The 16408-nt window shown below is 41.2% G+C and carries 20 protein-coding genes and 1 other annotated feature; of the genes, 18 read left to right on the forward strand and 2 right to left on the reverse strand.

Annotation, left to right across the window (positions count from 1 at the left end; all coding sequences use genetic code 11):
* Position 1: 1 nt before the first annotated feature.
* The 16 genes from mutM to HLI_RS17815 all read left to right on the forward strand — a co-directional run bounded on the left by mutM (position 2) and on the right by HLI_RS17815 (position 13346).
* Complete coding sequence (gene mutM, locus HLI_RS17740; protein ID WP_128526241.1) at positions 2-841, forward strand: DNA-formamidopyrimidine glycosylase; 840 nt, start codon at positions 2-4, stop codon at positions 839-841.
* Between the two features lie 48 nt (positions 842-889).
* The gene (locus HLI_RS17745; protein ID WP_128526242.1) at positions 890-1492 is read left to right on the forward strand and encodes a manganese efflux pump; all 603 of its coding nucleotides are present in this window, start codon (positions 890-892) and stop codon (positions 1490-1492) included.
* Positions 1493-1504: 12 nt separating this feature from the next.
* Positions 1505-2104 (forward strand): dephospho-CoA kinase, encoded by a 600-nt coding sequence (coaE, locus tag HLI_RS17750; protein WP_128526243.1) that lies wholly within the window; start codon positions 1505-1507, stop codon positions 2102-2104.
* A 127-nt stretch (positions 2105-2231) separates the two neighbouring features.
* Positions 2232-3266, forward strand: coding sequence for a glyceraldehyde-3-phosphate dehydrogenase (locus tag HLI_RS17755; protein ID WP_128526244.1), 1035 nt, complete (start codon positions 2232-2234; stop codon positions 3264-3266).
* A 237-nt stretch (positions 3267-3503) separates the two neighbouring features.
* Positions 3504-3881, forward strand: a complete 378-nt coding sequence (gene speD / locus HLI_RS17760; protein WP_128526245.1) for an adenosylmethionine decarboxylase — start codon at positions 3504-3506, stop codon at positions 3879-3881.
* Between the two features lie 250 nt (positions 3882-4131).
* The gene (locus HLI_RS17765; protein ID WP_128526246.1) at positions 4132-4506 is read left to right on the forward strand and encodes a cytosolic protein; all 375 of its coding nucleotides are present in this window, start codon (positions 4132-4134) and stop codon (positions 4504-4506) included.
* A 39-nt stretch (positions 4507-4545) separates the two neighbouring features.
* Positions 4546-5010 (forward strand): transcriptional regulator NrdR, encoded by a 465-nt coding sequence (gene nrdR, locus HLI_RS17770; protein WP_128526247.1) that lies wholly within the window; start codon positions 4546-4548, stop codon positions 5008-5010.
* A gap of 70 nt (positions 5011-5080) precedes the next feature.
* Positions 5081-6436, forward strand: a complete 1356-nt coding sequence (locus HLI_RS17775) for a replication initiation and membrane attachment family protein (RefSeq protein WP_128526248.1) — start codon at positions 5081-5083, stop codon at positions 6434-6436.
* A 19-nt stretch (positions 6437-6455) separates the two neighbouring features.
* Entirely contained in the window at positions 6456-7388 is a 933-nt protein-coding gene (gene dnaI / locus HLI_RS17780) for a primosomal protein DnaI (RefSeq protein ID WP_128526249.1), read from the forward strand.
* Positions 7389-7555: 167 nt separating this feature from the next.
* Entirely contained in the window at positions 7556-8374 is an 819-nt protein-coding gene (gene ytxC / locus HLI_RS17785) for a sporulation protein YtxC (RefSeq protein ID WP_128526250.1), read from the forward strand.
* Between the two features lie 389 nt (positions 8375-8763).
* Positions 8764-10710, forward strand: coding sequence for a threonine--tRNA ligase (gene thrS, locus HLI_RS17790; RefSeq protein ID WP_128526251.1), 1947 nt, complete (start codon positions 8764-8766; stop codon positions 10708-10710).
* Positions 10711-11064: 354 nt separating this feature from the next.
* Positions 11065-11188 (forward strand) — a sequence feature (ribosomal protein L20 leader region).
* Positions 11189-11269: 81 nt separating this feature from the next.
* A complete protein-coding gene (gene infC / locus HLI_RS17795) occupies positions 11270-11773 on the forward strand; it encodes a translation initiation factor IF-3 (protein ID WP_128526252.1) in 504 nt (167 codons plus the stop codon).
* 32 nt (positions 11774-11805) lie between these two features.
* Positions 11806-12003 (forward strand): 50S ribosomal protein L35, encoded by a 198-nt coding sequence (rpmI, locus tag HLI_RS17800; RefSeq protein ID WP_128526253.1) that lies wholly within the window; start codon positions 11806-11808, stop codon positions 12001-12003.
* A gap of 30 nt (positions 12004-12033) precedes the next feature.
* Positions 12034-12390 (forward strand): 50S ribosomal protein L20, encoded by a 357-nt coding sequence (gene rplT, locus HLI_RS17805; RefSeq protein ID WP_128526254.1) that lies wholly within the window; start codon positions 12034-12036, stop codon positions 12388-12390.
* A 63-nt stretch (positions 12391-12453) separates the two neighbouring features.
* Complete coding sequence (locus tag HLI_RS17810; RefSeq protein ID WP_241655883.1) at positions 12454-12735, forward strand: DUF1294 domain-containing protein; 282 nt, start codon at positions 12454-12456, stop codon at positions 12733-12735.
* 38 nt (positions 12736-12773) lie between these two features.
* Positions 12774-13346 (forward strand): TVP38/TMEM64 family protein, encoded by a 573-nt coding sequence (locus HLI_RS17815; RefSeq protein WP_128526255.1) that lies wholly within the window; start codon positions 12774-12776, stop codon positions 13344-13346.
* A gap of 296 nt (positions 13347-13642) precedes the next feature.
* Here HLI_RS17815 and HLI_RS17820 read toward each other — a convergent pair whose 3' ends face one another.
* Positions 13643-14047, reverse strand: a complete 405-nt coding sequence (locus HLI_RS17820) for a sigma-w pathway protein ysdB (protein WP_128526256.1) — start codon at positions 14045-14047, stop codon at positions 13643-13645.
* 112 nt (positions 14048-14159) lie between these two features.
* Here HLI_RS17820 and HLI_RS17825 point away from each other — a divergent pair, with 112 nt between their 5' ends.
* Together HLI_RS17825 and HLI_RS17830 are read left to right on the forward strand one after the other, a co-directional pair.
* Positions 14160-14642, forward strand: a complete 483-nt coding sequence (locus HLI_RS17825) for a dUTP diphosphatase (protein WP_128526257.1) — start codon at positions 14160-14162, stop codon at positions 14640-14642.
* Positions 14643-14853: 211 nt separating this feature from the next.
* Positions 14854-15939 (forward strand): M42 family metallopeptidase, encoded by a 1086-nt coding sequence (locus tag HLI_RS17830; protein WP_128526258.1) that lies wholly within the window; start codon positions 14854-14856, stop codon positions 15937-15939.
* 225 nt (positions 15940-16164) lie between these two features.
* Here HLI_RS17830 and sspI read toward each other — a convergent pair whose 3' ends face one another.
* On the reverse strand, positions 16165-16383 hold the full coding sequence (sspI, locus tag HLI_RS17835; protein ID WP_128526259.1) for a small acid-soluble spore protein SspI: 219 nt from the start codon (positions 16381-16383) through the stop codon (positions 16165-16167).
* Positions 16384-16408: the final 25 nt, after the last annotated feature.

Genomic DNA, 16408 nt, shown 5'->3' on the forward strand with positions numbered 1-16408 from the left:
CATGCCAGAACTACCTGAAGTAGAAACCGTAAGAAAGACTTTACACCAGATGATACTCGGTAAAAAAATTGAGCGGGTCTCGGTTTTTTGGGGGAATATCATCAAAAGGCCACAAGATCCAGAGGAGTTTGAACAACTGCTGATTAGTCAAACAATAGAGGGAATCGATCGTAAAGGGAAATTCTTAATCTTTCAAATGAATGATGTCTCCCTTGTTTCCCATCTCAGAATGGAAGGGAAATTTGGAGTGTACGATGCATCTGTAGATAAACCTAAGCATACCCATGTCGTCTTCCATTTTACAGATGGAACGGAATTGCGCTATAACGATGTGCGTAAATTCGGGACGATGCATGCATTTCAAAAAGGAAGAGAAGCTGTTAACAAGCCTTTGTTGCAGTTAGGACCTGACCCTTTTGAGAAAGCTTTCACTCTTGACTATTTCTACAATAAATTATTGAAAACATCACGTAATATGAAGGCTGTTTTGTTGGATCAGTCTATCGTAGCAGGCCTTGGGAATATTTATGTGGATGAAGCACTCTTCCGTGCTGGTATCCATCCTGAAAGAATAGCAAAAACTTTGACGAAATCAGAAGCTGAACAAGTGCGGAAAGCTAGTATCAACGTCATATTGGAAGCCATCGATCAGGGTGGGACCACTATTCGCTCTTACTTGAATAGTCAAGGGGAAATCGGTATGTTTCAACAGCAGCTCCGTGTCTATGGAAAGCAAGATCGAGAGTGCTTTAATTGCGGTACCGGCATTACGAAGCTTAAAGTGAGCGGGCGCGGTACACATATTTGTCCGCAATGTCAGCCATTACACATTCCCAGGTAAATACCCATATACTATCCCACAGCTTAAAGAGCAAAGGTGTGGGAATTCATGGGGATTGGTATGTTCATGTTTTTGTTTGTTACAGCCGTCAGCATCGACAGTTTTGGAATCGGTTGTGTGCTGGGGTTGAAGAAAGTCCGGATTACTATGAAAGGAATTGCCCTCATAGCAATGGTTTCTGGGGGGATGTTTTTACTCTCCTCTTATTTTGGTCACATTTTAATTAATTTTGTTGCACCAGAGGATGCTGAAAAAATCGGAGCGTCAGCATTGATTGGGATCGGCATTTATTTCCTGTGGCAGTTTTTTAAAAAGGATAAGACGACAACGGAAGAAGTTGAGCCTTGGCTGCACCCGACGAAAGTATTGAACGATCCTGTTGCCGCAGATGTTGACCGATCCGGAGGGATTCGCGGTAAAGAGGTATGGCTGCTCGGTGCGGCGTTATCGCTGGACACTATAGGTGCAGGCGTTAGTGGAGCTTTAATTGGAATACCGACTTTTCACACTGCATTATTGATTACAGCAGCTACCTTTTTGATGTTAGGGGGAGGGATGCTGAGCGGAACTAAGTTAAGTGATAAAGCTGAGAGCTTATCAATTCTGCCTGGTGTCCTGCTCATTATCATCGGCTTGATCAAGCTATCGTAAAGGAAGTGTATGATGACTTTAGTGATTGGATTGACTGGTAGTATTGCCAGTGGAAAAAGCACCGTTTCTAAAATGTTCTCAGAACTAAATATACCAGTAATTGATGCCGACCAAATTTCAAGGGATGTGGTGGAGCCTGGAGAGCCTGCCTACAAACAAATTGTAAATGTGTTCGGGCGAAAGGTTTTGCATGAAGATGGAACGCTTAACCGAAAAAAGCTCGGGAAGGTCATTTTCGCCAATGAAGATCATAGAAAGCAATTAAATGAAATCGTCCACCCTGAAGTAAGAAAAGAAATGGTCTTACAAAGAGATGGTTATAAAGATGGAGCTGCTCCGGCGGTGGTCTTAGATATTCCTTTATTATTCGAGAGTCAGTTAATGGATTATGTAGAACGGACACTTGTGGTTTATGTAGATGAAGGCACCCAACTGGAGAGATTAATGGAGAGGGATCAATCAGAACGCGTAGATGCCCTTGAACGAATCAAATCCCAGATGCCAGTCAGTAAAAAGGCGGAGCTGGCTGATGCAGTGATTGACAACAATGGAACGGTGGAAGAAAGTTTTCAACAATTAAAAGACATACTTCATAGGTGGAACATCGTATAATAACACGTCGAGGGTGACGTGTTATTTTTTGTGGAATGTTATAGTTCTAACTGTAAAAGCGCTTGCAATATGTTATACTATTTCTGAAAAAACGTTTTAAAGTATATCATATATAGGGGGCTGGAACATGGGGAAGACAAAGATCGCCATTAATGGCTTAGGAAGAATTGGTCGTATGGTTTTCAGAAAGGCAGTTGTCGATGAATCTGTAGAGTTGGTGGCGGTGAATGCCAGTTATCCAGCTGAAACAATTGCTCACATGTTGAAGTATGATAGCGTACATGGTCGTTTTGACGGCGAAATACACGTCATATCAGACGGTCTTGATGTGAATGGGAAGAAAGTTAAACTTTGTTCCACGAGGGATCCTTTAGATTTACCGTGGGATGAATTGGATATTGATATCGTCATAGAAGCAACAGGAAAGTTCAGAACAAAAGAGGAAGCGGCCTTGCATATGGAAGCAGGGGCTAAGAAAGTGATTATTACAGCTCCTGGAAAAGAAGTGGATAAAACCATCGTGATGGGGGTGAACGAAGAAAGCTATTCCCCTGGTGAACACGATGTAATATCAAATGCGTCTTGTACTACAAATTGCTTAGCTCCTGTGGTAAAGGTGCTTGAAGATAAATTCGGAATTGAAAATGGATTGATGACTACAGTTCATGCTTTCACGAACGATCAAAAGAATCTGGATAATCCTCATAAAGACTTGCGTAGAGCTCGTGGTTGCACTCAATCTATCATTCCGACCTCAACTGGGGCAGCGAAAGCTTTAGGTGAAGTGATTCCGAGTTTAAAAGGGAAATTGAATGGAATGGCTCTGAGAGTACCAACGCCGAATGTATCGTTAGTAGATTTGGTTGTAGATTTAAAGAAGGAAGTAACGGTTGAGGAAATTAATCAGGCGTTTTCAGCGAAAGCCAGTAAAGAAATGAAGGGAATCTTGGAATATAATGATGAACCTTTAGTCTCTATAGACTACACTACTTCTCCAGCGTCTGCGATTATTGATGGCTTGTCCACCCAAGTAATTGATGATCGTAAAGTGAAAGTGTTGGCTTGGTATGATAATGAGTGGGGTTATTCCTGCCGTGTTGTAGATCTTGCGAAATACGTGGGTAATCTAATGAAGCATGAAACGAAGGCGCGTGTCTCCTGACTAGAAAAGAAGCCCGTATGTATCTTATACTAGGGACCAGTGAGCAGGATTTATAGGGAAAATAAATCTTGCAAATTGGGGGTAAACCGTATATACTTTCTTTTGAACTTCTGAATTTCATTTATTATCATGTCTGCTCAAAGGGTTAGGACCTCTCAGGACTAACTTTCCCCCGTGGTAGTACATGGCTGTAATTTCAGAAGGAATGAAGTGAATGTACAAAGGGGGATCCTAAGTATGGATACAATGGGAAGACATGTAATTGCAGAACTTTGGGATTGTAATGAAAGTAAATTGAATGATATGTCGTATATAGAACAAGTTTTTGTTGATGCTGCACTGAAAGCAGGAGCCGAGGTAAGAGAGGTAGCTTTTCATAAATTCGCTCCTCATGGTGTTAGCGGGGTAGTCATAATATCCGAATCACATTTGACGATTCACAGTTTCCCCGAACATGGGTATGCAAGTATTGATGTGTACACTTGTGGAGACCGCATCGATCCTAATGTAGCTGCTCAATATATTGTAGATGCTTTAGAGGCAGGAAAGAATGAAACCGTTGAAGTGCCCAGAGGAATGGGGCCTGTTGAAGTGCAGGAATCCCGTGCTCTATAAAGAATGAATGTAGCCATGCAGGGGTTTCCTGCATGGTTTTTTTAATAGCAAAGGTTGTCTTGCATTCCCAATCCGGTAACTCCCTCTTCTGTCTCGGATTGAGTCTTCAAGAATACTGCCACGCTGTATTTTTGCTTATATTTATTGTAGCTCCCTGTTCACTTATACACTTTATAAATCATTTCTTATTTTGTTGAATCGTGTTAAAATGTAGGGAGTTAATGTCGAATGGACTGAAGGGGTTAGTTTAGTGAAAGCATTTATTTCCAGATATTTCAGCACTCACTCTGAAACTAGTGAAAAGCATAAGGATTCTGAGCTAGTCACACATTACTATAAAGCCAAGCGTGACGATGTTTTCCAGGCGGTAGAAGAGCTTTTTTCATCACCTTCTGAAATTGTTGCTGTTTCTAAAGACCGTGGGGAAGTAACGGTCAAATATAAAGGCAAAAGGCGGGCGTTTGTAGTAGCTACTATCATTATGGTAAGACCTTTCCGTACGGCAGTCGATTTCTCTGTGACAACAGACTCAGGCGGGCCAGTGGATTTTGGGTTCAGTCGGAACTTGATCGTCCAGTTTTATAAAAAGCTGGATAGTCAATTCGCTACTGTCGATCCATCTTAGTGCGATGTCGAAACGAAGACGATGTGGAGTTGATTAATTTTGAAATGTCCTAATTGCCACTACAAAAGTACGAAAGTCCTTGATTCGAGACCGATTGAAGAAGGTCAAGCCATTAGAAGAAGAAGAGAGTGTGAACAGTGCGATTTCAGATTTACGACCTTTGAACGGATTGAAGAGGTTCCTTTGATTGTTGTGAAAAAAGAAGGTACAAGGGAAGAATTCAGTCGTGAAAAGTTGATGCGAGGATTAATTCGTGCTTGTGAAAAACGCCCTGTTGCGGTAGAAGAACTAGATAATGTAACGATGGATATTGAAAAAGAACTGAGAAATCGCGGGGTTTCTGAAGTTTTGAGTAAAGATATCGGTGAAATGGTGATGGAACGTTTATCACAGATCGATGAAGTCGCCTATGTAAGGTTCGCTTCTGTTTATCGTCAATTTAAAGATATTAATGTCTTTATTGACGAGTTGAAAGACCTAATTAAACACGAGGATAAGGAATGAGCCAACCGCGGCTCATTTTCTTTTTCATAGATTCCGATTGACTCATTTAGAACAAAGGAGGTGGAGAACCATGAAGTATTCTATAGGTAAGCTCTTACCCGTTGATGGTTTTCGGATTTTGCGTCAGGGAGAGTTGCCAAGAAGTTTTCATCGTTCATTATCTCACCTTTACCAGCCAATAGTCGGACGACTAGCTATATCCTTATATCATCTCCTCATTTCTGAATCTGACATAACTGATGAAAGCCAAGTCCAGTCTCATCATACTTTGATGGCTTATTTATCAGCACCATTGGATAAAATATATGAAGCTAGAGGCAAGTTGGAAGCCATCGGACTTCTAAGAACGTTTCGTTCTACCGATGAAAATCAGCAGGCTGAATATGTTTATTCGGTCTATCCACCTTTTTCACCGGACGAATTCTTCCAGGATGATATGCTATCATTACTTTTATATCATGAACTCGGTTCTTCGAAATATGAACTATTAAAGGAACGTTTTGTGCCAACCGTCAAGGCTTTAGAAGGGTTTACTGAAGTTACCGCTACATTTGATGAAGTGTTTCACAGTAAGATGATTGAATCTGTCCGAGCCGAAACAGACCAATTATCAACTCAGAATGTCCAAAAAGAACATCGGGGGCCGACTACCTCCTCCAGCCGCGTTGATTTTGAGTGGTTGCATCATGCCTTGAAAAAACGTATGTATCCTACTGAGCGGATCCTGACAGGTCGAAACAAGAAATTGATCATTCAACTGGCCACTCTTTATGATTTATCTAATGTCGAGTTAGAAAAAGCGGTGACCTGGGCGATTGATGAGAACCACTACTTGATTGAAGAGGAGCTTAAATCTGCTTGCCATGATTTCATGAAAGAAGTAAATAATGAACGTGCTCCAGGCGGCAATATTGATGGCCGTGATAAAATGAAAGATGATTCAACTTCTGATCAGGGTAGTAAAGAGGACCAATTCATTGAGATGCTGGAGAGTATTTCTCCTAGGGAACTTTTAGAAGATGTGTCACAGGGGAATCGAGCTTCTGAGCAAGACCTGAAACTTATCCGGGATGTTATGACTGAACAAGGGATAGCCCCAGGTGTAATGAACGTTCTCGTACATTATGTTTTGTTGAAGACGGATATGAAGTTATCAAAGCCTTATTTAGAAAAAATCGCAAGTCACTGGGCGAGAAAGAATGTAACCACCGTCCGTCAAGCGATGAATTTAGCAAAAGCCGAACACCAAAAGTACCAGCAATGGGGGAAGCAGAAGTCCCAGAAACGCAAAAACAGCAAAGAGGAAGTTATCCCCGCGTGGTTTAATCAGGAATCCTCAACAACTAAAGAAGAAACAGGTTCTACAAATGTGAACACAGATAATATTGCAGAAAGAATCAAAAAGCTAACGAAAAAAGGAAATTGACATAAAGGGTGTGAAAACCATGGAACCCATTCAAAAGTCTTTGAAGAAATGGATGAGGGAGAATAAGCAGTTTCAGCAGCGCATGAATCAAATGAAAGAGGAAGTAATGCAGTCTTCTGATGTTAAAAAGCTCATGGAGGAGCATCCGGAAATAGATAATGAAGCTTTTGAGAAACAATTAATCAAACTATATGAATACCGGACACAGTCCAAAAATTGTGAGAAGTGCCCTTCCAGAGAAGAATGTATAAACATACTGCCTGGTTATGTCCCTCGCCTTGAAGTGGAAGGTTCAGATGTGAAACTGGCTTATGATAAATGCAGACGTCAACGACAGCATGAACAACAAGAACAACAGAAGTCGCTGGTTAAGAGTTTACACATGCCGCGGGAAATCTTAGAAGCTTCGCTTGAAAGATTGGACCTCAAGGATCCGGACCGTGGACGTGCTGTAGAGAAAACTGTGCATTATATTGAAAATCTTAATGATGAATTACCGAACAAAGGGCTTTATTTTCATGGCCCCTTCGGTGTAGGGAAGACTTATTTCCTGGGTGCGATTGCTAATGAGCTGAGTGCGAAAAATATCCCATCCATGGTTATTTATATGCCCGAGCTCGTTCGTGAAATTAAAGCGTCAATCAAAGATGATTCAATGAACGAAAAGATAGAAGCGTTCAAAGAGGTGCCAGTATTAATGTTGGATGATATAGGTGCTGAATCTCAATCTGCGTGGTTCAGAGATGAAGTTCTAGGTAGCATTCTGCATTATCGGATGATGGAACGTCTGCCTGTGTTTTTCACTTCCAATTATAATTTGGAGGAATTGGAAAAGGTTCTGATGACTAGTAACCGGGGTGATGTCGAGCAAGTGAAGGCCAAAAGGATTACCGAACGGATTAGACAGCTGAGCGATGGTGTTCTTGTGCACGGGAAAAATAGACGAGGTTGATTCGAAAGGTGAATGACAATGGCATGATTCTTCCCTCCCTCACATAAATATAACAAAGAATAGCACGCGTTATGCAAATAGGGAAGCGATTAAATACTTGAAAAACAGTCTGTGTGAAGACATTAAGGATAGAATTTGATTGAAAGTCGGGATGAGGGGGAATTTCGGTGTTTTGCATTCATTTTTCTAATCGTTCGGAAGCTGTGATTTTTTATAATGCGATAGTGTCTGAACAAAAACTTTGGCTATTCAAAGAACATGGTGATCGCTATGAAGTTAAGCTGATAAGCACTTCTTTAAGTGGGACAGCTTATGTTGAGTCAATCAGGGCATTTTTACAATTGATTCGGAAGCGGAAGATGTTAGGTTGGATGGAAGGTGTACTGAAGCATAAGTATTACTATCAAGATGATCAAGAAATTCAACGTATTCTTGAAATAGCGAGGGATTTTGAGGATAAACCCCCTTCAGGATTAAAGCTTCCGCCTATTTATCACTATATAAGGGCCTTCATCCAGGACTATTTAATAGCTCGTACTTTTGTGAAATTCGATGATATGAGTGCTGAGTGTTTGCAAGCCGCCCATGCCTGTATTATTGAGTATACAGGAAAGGTCATCGATGAATATAAGCAGGAGGAGTCTTACCAATTACTGTTGGATTCGTGGAGGCATAGAGTGCATGACCAGGATACAGGGATTCAGCTGATGCACTTACTGGATGAAGACGGTTTAATATATTTTCATGACGAAGGAAATCCGATCAGCGAATCAGAAACCCGTTTGTATATGAAGCAGTATCCTGATAAATCGATAGATGATTTGCCTTTGGAATGGCCAGTGACCACGGCACTTGTTCATTCACCAGACCAATTGGTAATCTATTCGGATGAGTCCAATGATTCTAATTTAGAATTGCTGATGAATATCTTTGAAGAAAAAGCCTCATGGCGACCTAAATCGCAATTTCCATTCAAAATGGCTTGATTTCCTTTTCGTTAATGGATATAATACGTACATATTAATTTAACGGCTTGGAAAAGGACTTGAACGATAAGTGACGCATGGCCAGAGAGAGGAGTCTTAGGCTGAAAACTCCTTCTTGACGACTTCTTCGTTTACCACCTTGGAGCCCTGCTTGTGAACAATTTTTAGTAATGAGCAGCGTTTGATCCGCGTTAAGGAATAAGAGCCGTACGGGTATTATACTCTGCGGGAATTTGGGTGGAACCACGAGTGACAACGCTCGTCCCTTAGCATTATGCTGAGGGGCGGGCGTTTTTTATTTTGGCTCGATGCATTCTGTGAATAAGTGTAAGGCAGACTTCTTTTGCACTGACAGAATATTGATCATAAGAAGAAAAGGAGTGATTCGCATGGCTAATGTGATTCAAGTCAAATTTCCAGATGGGAACATAAAAGAGTTTGATAAAGGGACCACAGGTGAAGAGATCGCGCAATCCATTTCGCCAGGATTGAAAAAACAAGCTTTGGCGATCAAATTGGACGGGGAACCCTATGACTTGAGACGTCCGATCGAACAAGACGGGGCAGTTGAAATATTGACATATAAGAACCCGGAAGGAATCGAGGTAGCAAGACACTCGACAGCACACTTGATGGCTCAAGCGGTCAAACGTTTATACGGCAATGTTAAATTCGGAGTAGGGCCTGTGATCGAAAATGGCTTTTACTACGATATCGATATGGAAGAATCACTGACTCCAGAAGACCTTCCGAAGATTGAAAAAGAGATGCAAAAAATTGTTGATGAAAACTTGGAAATCGAACGTATTGAACTTTCGCGAGAAGAAGCGAAAGAAAAGTTCAAAGAAATCGGGGACGACCTGAAACTGGAACTGATTGATGATATTCCAGAGGGCGAGCAAGTGACGATTTACAAGCAAGGTGAATTTTTTGACCTTTGTCGAGGAGTTCATGTCCCTCAGACTAGTAAAATCAAAGTTTTTAAGCTGCTTAGCATTTCTGGTGCTTATTGGCGTGGGAATAGCGATAACCAAATGCTGCAACGCATTTATGGTACAGAGTTTGAGAAAAAAGCGCATCTGGATGAGTACTTGAAGATGTTGGAGGAAGCGAAAGAGCGTGACCATCGCAAACTTGGTAAAGAACTTGATATTTTCACTGTGAACCAAAAGGTCGGGCAAGGTCTTCCGATGTGGTTGCCAAAGGGTGCGACGATTCGACGTACAATTGAACGTTATATCGTGGACACAGAAGAGCGCCTGGGTTATGACCACGTCTATACACCTGTTCTTGGCAGTGTTGATTTGTATAAGACAAGCGGCCACTGGGATCATTATCAAGATGATATGTTCCCGACAATGGAAATGGACAATGAAGACCTCGTTCTTCGCCCGATGAATTGTCCTCATCATATGATGGTATATAAAAACCAATTGTATAGTTATCGTAATCTTCCCGTAAGGATTGCTGAGCTTGGAATGATGCATCGGTATGAAATGTCTGGCGCATTGGCAGGCTTGCAGCGAGTACGGGCCATGACTTTAAATGATGCCCATATTTTTGCTCGTCCAGATCAGCTTAAAGATGAATTCAAGCGTGTAGTCCGGTTGGTGCAAGAAGTGTATCGTGATTTCGGAATCAACGATTATTACTTCCGCCTCTCTTATCGTGACCCAGAAGATAAAGAGAAGTATGTGGATAATGATGCCATGTGGGATAAAGCTCAATCGATGTTGAAAGAAACGATGGAAGATATGGAGCTTGAATATGTAGAAGCAGATGGAGAAGCTGCATTTTATGGACCTAAGTTGGATGTTCAAGTCAAGACAGCTCTTGGTAAAGATGAGACACTTTCCACTGTGCAACTTGACTTCCACCTGCCCGAGCGTTTCGACCTAACATATGTAGGGGAGGACGGGGAAGACCATCGACCTGTAGTCATCCACCGTGGTGTAGTATCCACTATGGAGCGTTTTGTAGCCTTCTTGATTGAAGAATACAAAGGTGTATTCCCGACGTGGCTGGCACCAGTCCAGGCGAAGATCATCCCTGTATCTGCAGATGCGCATTTAGAACACTCTAAAAAGCTTGAAGATGAATTGCGTGAAGCCGGTGTAAGGGTGGAAGTGGATGAACGTAATGAGAAAATCGGTTACAAAATCCGTGAAGCCCAAATGCAGAAGATTCCTTTCCAACTCGTTGTCGGTGATCGTGAAATTGAAGAAAATGCTGTTAATGTTCGTCGTTATGGAGAACAAAAATCCGAAACGAAGCCATTGAGCACTTTCAAAGCAGAAATCCGTAATGAAATCGATCAAAAGCTTTTAAGAAAATAATAAAAATCCCGTAAGCCTTCCCAAAGGTTTACGGGATTTTTATTATTTGGTTTTTTCAAAATATGGAATTATTCTAAAAGACTCGATTTCGAGGTGTTTGTGCGAATTAAGGGTCGGTGGGAGACAAGTCGCTTTCCCTGCCGCACCTATCCACTCACAAAAAGTCTCGAAACCGAGTCTTCAAGGTAAGGGAGTTTTTGTGATAGGTGGGAAAAGTGCACTTTGCTTGAAAAAGCCTTGATTTTTATGAGAACATCCCTTATTCTAATTTAAGTAGTCATGTCGACGGATTCCATTGTTGACATGTTTCATAAGGCATGCTATTATAATTTAGGTAACTGAATGAACGGATCTAGAGACAAGTAGGAGCACCCGCTTCTCACCTGATCGACGCATTGATGCAGTTGGCAGGTCACTATTCCTTTGATATTTTTAGGAGACGTGTGGGTGCATTATGTACCGACGCTTTTTTTATTTTATTAGGAAATCTTGTCGATGACAGATCTCATATAAGTTTTCTAAAATTTGTTGGAGGTGGCTCGATATTAGCAAGGATAACATGAACGTTAATGAGAAAATCCGTGCCCGTGAAGTTCGTCTGATCGACGTGAATGGTGAGCAACTTGGAGTTAAATCACGTAATGAAGCTCTCGATATAGCAGCAAATGCGAATCTTGATCTTGTTATGGTGGCCCCAAATGCGAAGCCTCCGGTTTGCCGAGTGATGGACTACGGAAAGTATCGTTTCGAGCAGCAGAAGAAAGAAAAAGAAGCTCGTAAGAAACAAACGGTCATCAAAGTCAAAGAAGTTCGTCTCAGCCCTGGGATTGAAGACCATGACTTTAACACAAAACTCCGTAACGCACGCAAGTTTTTGGAGAAAGGTGACAAAGTGAAAGCATCTGTCCGTTTCCGCGGTCGTGCGATCACTCACAAAGAACTTGGCCAAAAAGTACTTGAACGCATGGCGGAAGAGTGCAAAGATGTAGCCCAAGTTGAGACCAAGCCTAAGATGGAAGGTCGTAGTATGTTCTTAATGCTTGCTCCTCTTAATGAGAAGTAAGTAAGTGTATCAAGTAAAAGGAGGAAATTCACATGCCAAAAATGAAAACCCATAAAGGTTCTCAAAAACGCTTCAAAAAGACTGGAACAGGTAAAGTGAAACGTTCCCATGCATTCACTAGCCACTTGTTCGCGAATAAATCTACTAAACAAAAGCGTAAATTGCGTAAAGCGACACTAGTTTCTGCTGGAGACTATCGTCGTATCAAGCATATGCTTCCGAAAGACTAATAAAGAACGATTTAAATAGGAGGGATTACCATGCCACGAGTAAAAGGTGGAACAGTGACACGTAAACGTCGTAACCGTGTCCTTAAACTAGCAAAAGGGTATTATGGTTCAAAACATGCACTATTCAAAACTGCAAAACAACAAGTAATGAAATCAGGTCAATATGCTTACCGTGACCGTCGTCAGAAGAAACGCGATTTCCGTAAGCTATGGATCGCTCGTATCAACGCTGCAGCGCGTATGAACGACATTTCTTACAGCCGTCTAATGCACGGTTTGAAACTTGCAGGTATCGAAGTGAACCGTAAAATGCTTGCAGATCTTGCTGTCAATGATGAGCAAGGTTTCGCTAGCTTGGCTACACAAGCTAAATCTGCACTTAAATAATGATAGAAAAGAGCTATTTCCGATCGGTAGGAAATGGCTCTTTTTTTAAAATGGGGGATGTACATGGATGTCTTTATGTATCTTCTTATGTATGCAGTAGTGATGAACATATGGTTATTTTCCCTCATGGGTTTAGATAAGCGAAGATCTAAAAGAAAATCATGGCGTATTAAAGAACGTAATTTATGGATATTAGCGCTAGCAGGTGGCGCGGCAGGTGGCTGGAGTGGCATGAAGCTTTACCGTCACAAAACGAAGCATAAAACATTCAAGCTTCTTTTTCCTATCTTGGCAATCATTCATTTAGCAACCTTAGCTTACATGGCCAGTAAGTTCTATCTCTGATCGCTCTGTCATATTATGTAGACAGGGAGGGGAATGGTATGGGCGAAACACCTAATGCAATCCTTGCTTGGTTAGAACATCGAGAAGCCTGGGCACCGCTCTTATTCATAGGTATTCATTTGTTAAGACCTTTTTTATTTTTACCTGTGATGCTTGTATGCATTACTGGAGGTGTATTGTTCGGACCGATTGCAGGCACTGCCTATTCCGTCGTAGGTACGATGTTATCCAGCTTATTGTTCTACAGAACCATTAGACTTGTGCCTTCAGGGTTGAAGAAATTGAAAGGTTTAAAAGAACGTTGGCTAAAGAAACATGCTAATCTTACTGTAAAGCAAGTGGCTGTTTTGCGCCTGGTCCCTTTTATACACTTTCATTTGTTATCTTATTGTTTGTTAGAAATCAGTGCAGATTTCAAGGAATATACAAAGTCTTCGTTATTTGCGAATCTTCCTTTAGCACTCGTATATACGTCAGTAGGGCAGTGGATTACATTATTTTCTATACCGATGATGTTTGCATTTTCAGGTGCTTTGATCGGTTTGTGTTTTATGATCAGAAAAAGATACGAAGTTTTTGTATGGAGAGATTTCTTCCAGACATCTGCTTAAAGAATATATTTCAGGAAGAAATTGAAGAACATCCTCAAAAACAGCTGAACATGTATGTCGGGGAACCTTACGTCCTTATATAATAAATGTGAGAGGGAGAGGGAGACGAGTCGACTTGACTCATCTCCCTCTCACATTCTTTCCAGATATAGAGGCTTTTCCTAATAGGAACAATGAATAATCTTTAGTTATTGTAACGTCCATTTCACTCGTTTTTTGGGGTACCTCTGCCTCAATACATGGGTGGATCACAATAGCGCCCTGTTATATCATTGAATTACAACAAATGATAGTACTCAATCATTTCCGCCTTTAAGTGGGTGGATGATCAGTCTGTTGACAGGATATTTCCACTCGATTGAGGCATGGGGGTAGCGTATTAAAATTTCCTGTTCCATGAAATAGATATCTTCACGATCAAGCCCTTGCAGTTTTTCTGGATTGTGGGCACTCACATTAATGTTAACCACTTCAAATGAATCCTCAGTCGTCCCTAAGTATTTTTCCCCTTCAAAAACATTCCCCTTTAATGTGATCAGGAAATTTTCCTTAGTGTTGTCCTTATTGTCATGAAAATAAAATTCCCTCTTGTCCCTGGCTAACTCTAACTTTCTTCGTGGATTTACAATGAATTTATAGGCTGTATAAATGATGAACGCGATTGCTATCAATAATAGTAAACGGAACAAAATAATTATCATATCGATCGTCTCCCTAATTGTAGGTTCATAGCATACATACGAATAGGCGTGTCCATTTGTTTCAAAAAATGATACATTATTGGAGAGAATTTTTGAAAAGGAGATCCATAATATGAATTGGGAACCATTATATCTCATGCAAAGGCGTCTAGACCAGTATATTGAAAATCAGCACCAACTTCAAAAAGGTGAGAAAGTGGAAGAAAAAATCTTAGCACTCCTTGTGGAAGTCGGAGAACTGGCAAACGAAACCAGATGTTTTAAATTCTGGAGTACTAAAGGTCCCAGTGAGAAACAAGTCATTTTAGAAGAATATGTAGATGGAGTTCATTTTTTGCTTTCTTTAGGTATTGATTTAGAGTTCATGTACCATTCTGAACATACTGAAGCTTATGACTCTCAAACTGATGCATTTTTGAGCATATATAAATCCATTGAGCAATTTCGTCTCTATAAAAATGAAGAAACCTATATGGCCCTTTTCCATGAGTATTTGCAATTAGGTTTGACTCTTGGGTTAACAGAGGGAGAACTTATCAAAGCCTATGAAGATAAGAATCAAGTCAACTTCAAGCGTCAAGATGAAGGTTATTAAGAGGGTATTTGATGGAAGTGTTTGAAGAGGAGGAAATGACCGGGATAGGAGTGAGCTGAGCGGTTGTATTTCTTCTTGATATTGGATAGCTTCCTGCAATGGCTATCTAACGTGATTTAAGGAAACCAGATGATTAAAAGACGCAATTTTTTGTGAAATCGCTTCAAAAGGTTTATAATATCATTGGAAACGAAAAGGAGGAAACATACATATGGCAAAGACTGATGAAACGTTGAAAATGTTGAAAGATTTGACTGATGCCAAAGGTGTGCCTGGTAATGAAAGAGAAGCTCGCGATGTGATGAAACAGTATATCACTCCGTATGCAGATGAAGTATTTACGGATAACTTGGGCAGTCTGATCGCTAAAAAAGTAGGAAATAAAAAAGGGCCTAGTATCATGGTAGCCGGCCACCTTGATGAAGTCGGTTTTATGGTGACGAGAATTGATGATAACGGCTATATCTACTTCCAAACTGTCGGTGGATGGTGGAGCCAAGTGATGCTCGCTCAACGTGTTACGATCATGACACGTAACGGTGACTTGACTGGTGTGATCGGTTCAAAACCTCCACATATTCTGCCTCCAGAACAACGCAAAAAAGCCGTAGATATCAAAGACATGTTCATTGATATCGGTGCTTCAAGTAAAGAAGAGGCGCTCGAGTTTGGTGTGAAGCCAGGAGACTCTGTTGTTCCTTATTTTGAATTCACCCAAATGAAAAATGAAAAAATGTTGCTTGCTAAAGCATGGGATAACCGTATCGGTTGTGCAATTGCTATAGAAGTATTGAAGCAGCTGAAAGGTGAAAAACATCCGAACATTGTTTATGGAGTGGGTACGGTTCAGGAAGAAGTAGGTTTACGTGGTGCTCGTACTTCAGCTAACATGATCAACCCTGACATTGCTTTCGGTGTTGATGTTGGAATTGCCGGAGATACGCCTGGTGTCTCAGATAAAGATGCATCAAGCAAGATGGGGGATGGACCGCAAATCATCCTTTATGATGCTTCTATGATCTCTCACAAAGGTTTGCGTGATTTTGTGACAGATACAGCTGATGAGCGTGAGATTCCATATCAGTTTGATTCCCTGGCAGGTGGAGGGACGGATTCAGGTGCAATCCATTTAAGCCACGATGGCGTACCAGCACTATCAATCACTATAGCTACCCGTTATATCCATTCACATGCAGCAATGCTGCACCGGGATGATTTTGAAAACGCGGTACGATTGATTGTAGAAGTGATTAAAGGTATGGATGCAGATACAGTACAACGCATTACTTTCAAATAAGTCGAAAGCCAACCCTCTCTAAATGGGTTGGCTTTTTCGTTCTTACCCAGGTAAGGATGGATTACCAGGCTGGGAAGACCTTATTTTTGGTTGAAGCTATATCCAGTACCAGTGTCTCTCATGAGGACGTAAGTGACCCCTTTTCGTGGAAACCTTGGCGGGGATGAATTCTGCTTTGGGTTTTTACAGGCTGGACCCCTCCCATAAGCCACTTTACCAAACTTATTACTGGTTGGATTGCTTAAGTCCTTGTTCCAGCGTACCCAGGATTTCCTGTTTTTCCGATTCATCTGATTCTTTCCACAACATTTCAAAAAAGACTCCCAGCCCTGGGAGCATTTTCTCTTCCCCTTTTTGCAGGGCATCATCAATCGTAGCTTCAAGCTGTTGGGCATCGTGGCCACTGACATTTGAAAGGATTGCTGCTCTTAAGTTCAGATTCATGTTGAATCAACCTCCTTTTTCTATA

This window comes from Halobacillus litoralis (genome assembly GCF_004101865.1).
GTDB lineage: Bacteria > Bacillota > Bacilli > Bacillales > Halobacillaceae > Halobacillus > Halobacillus litoralis_A.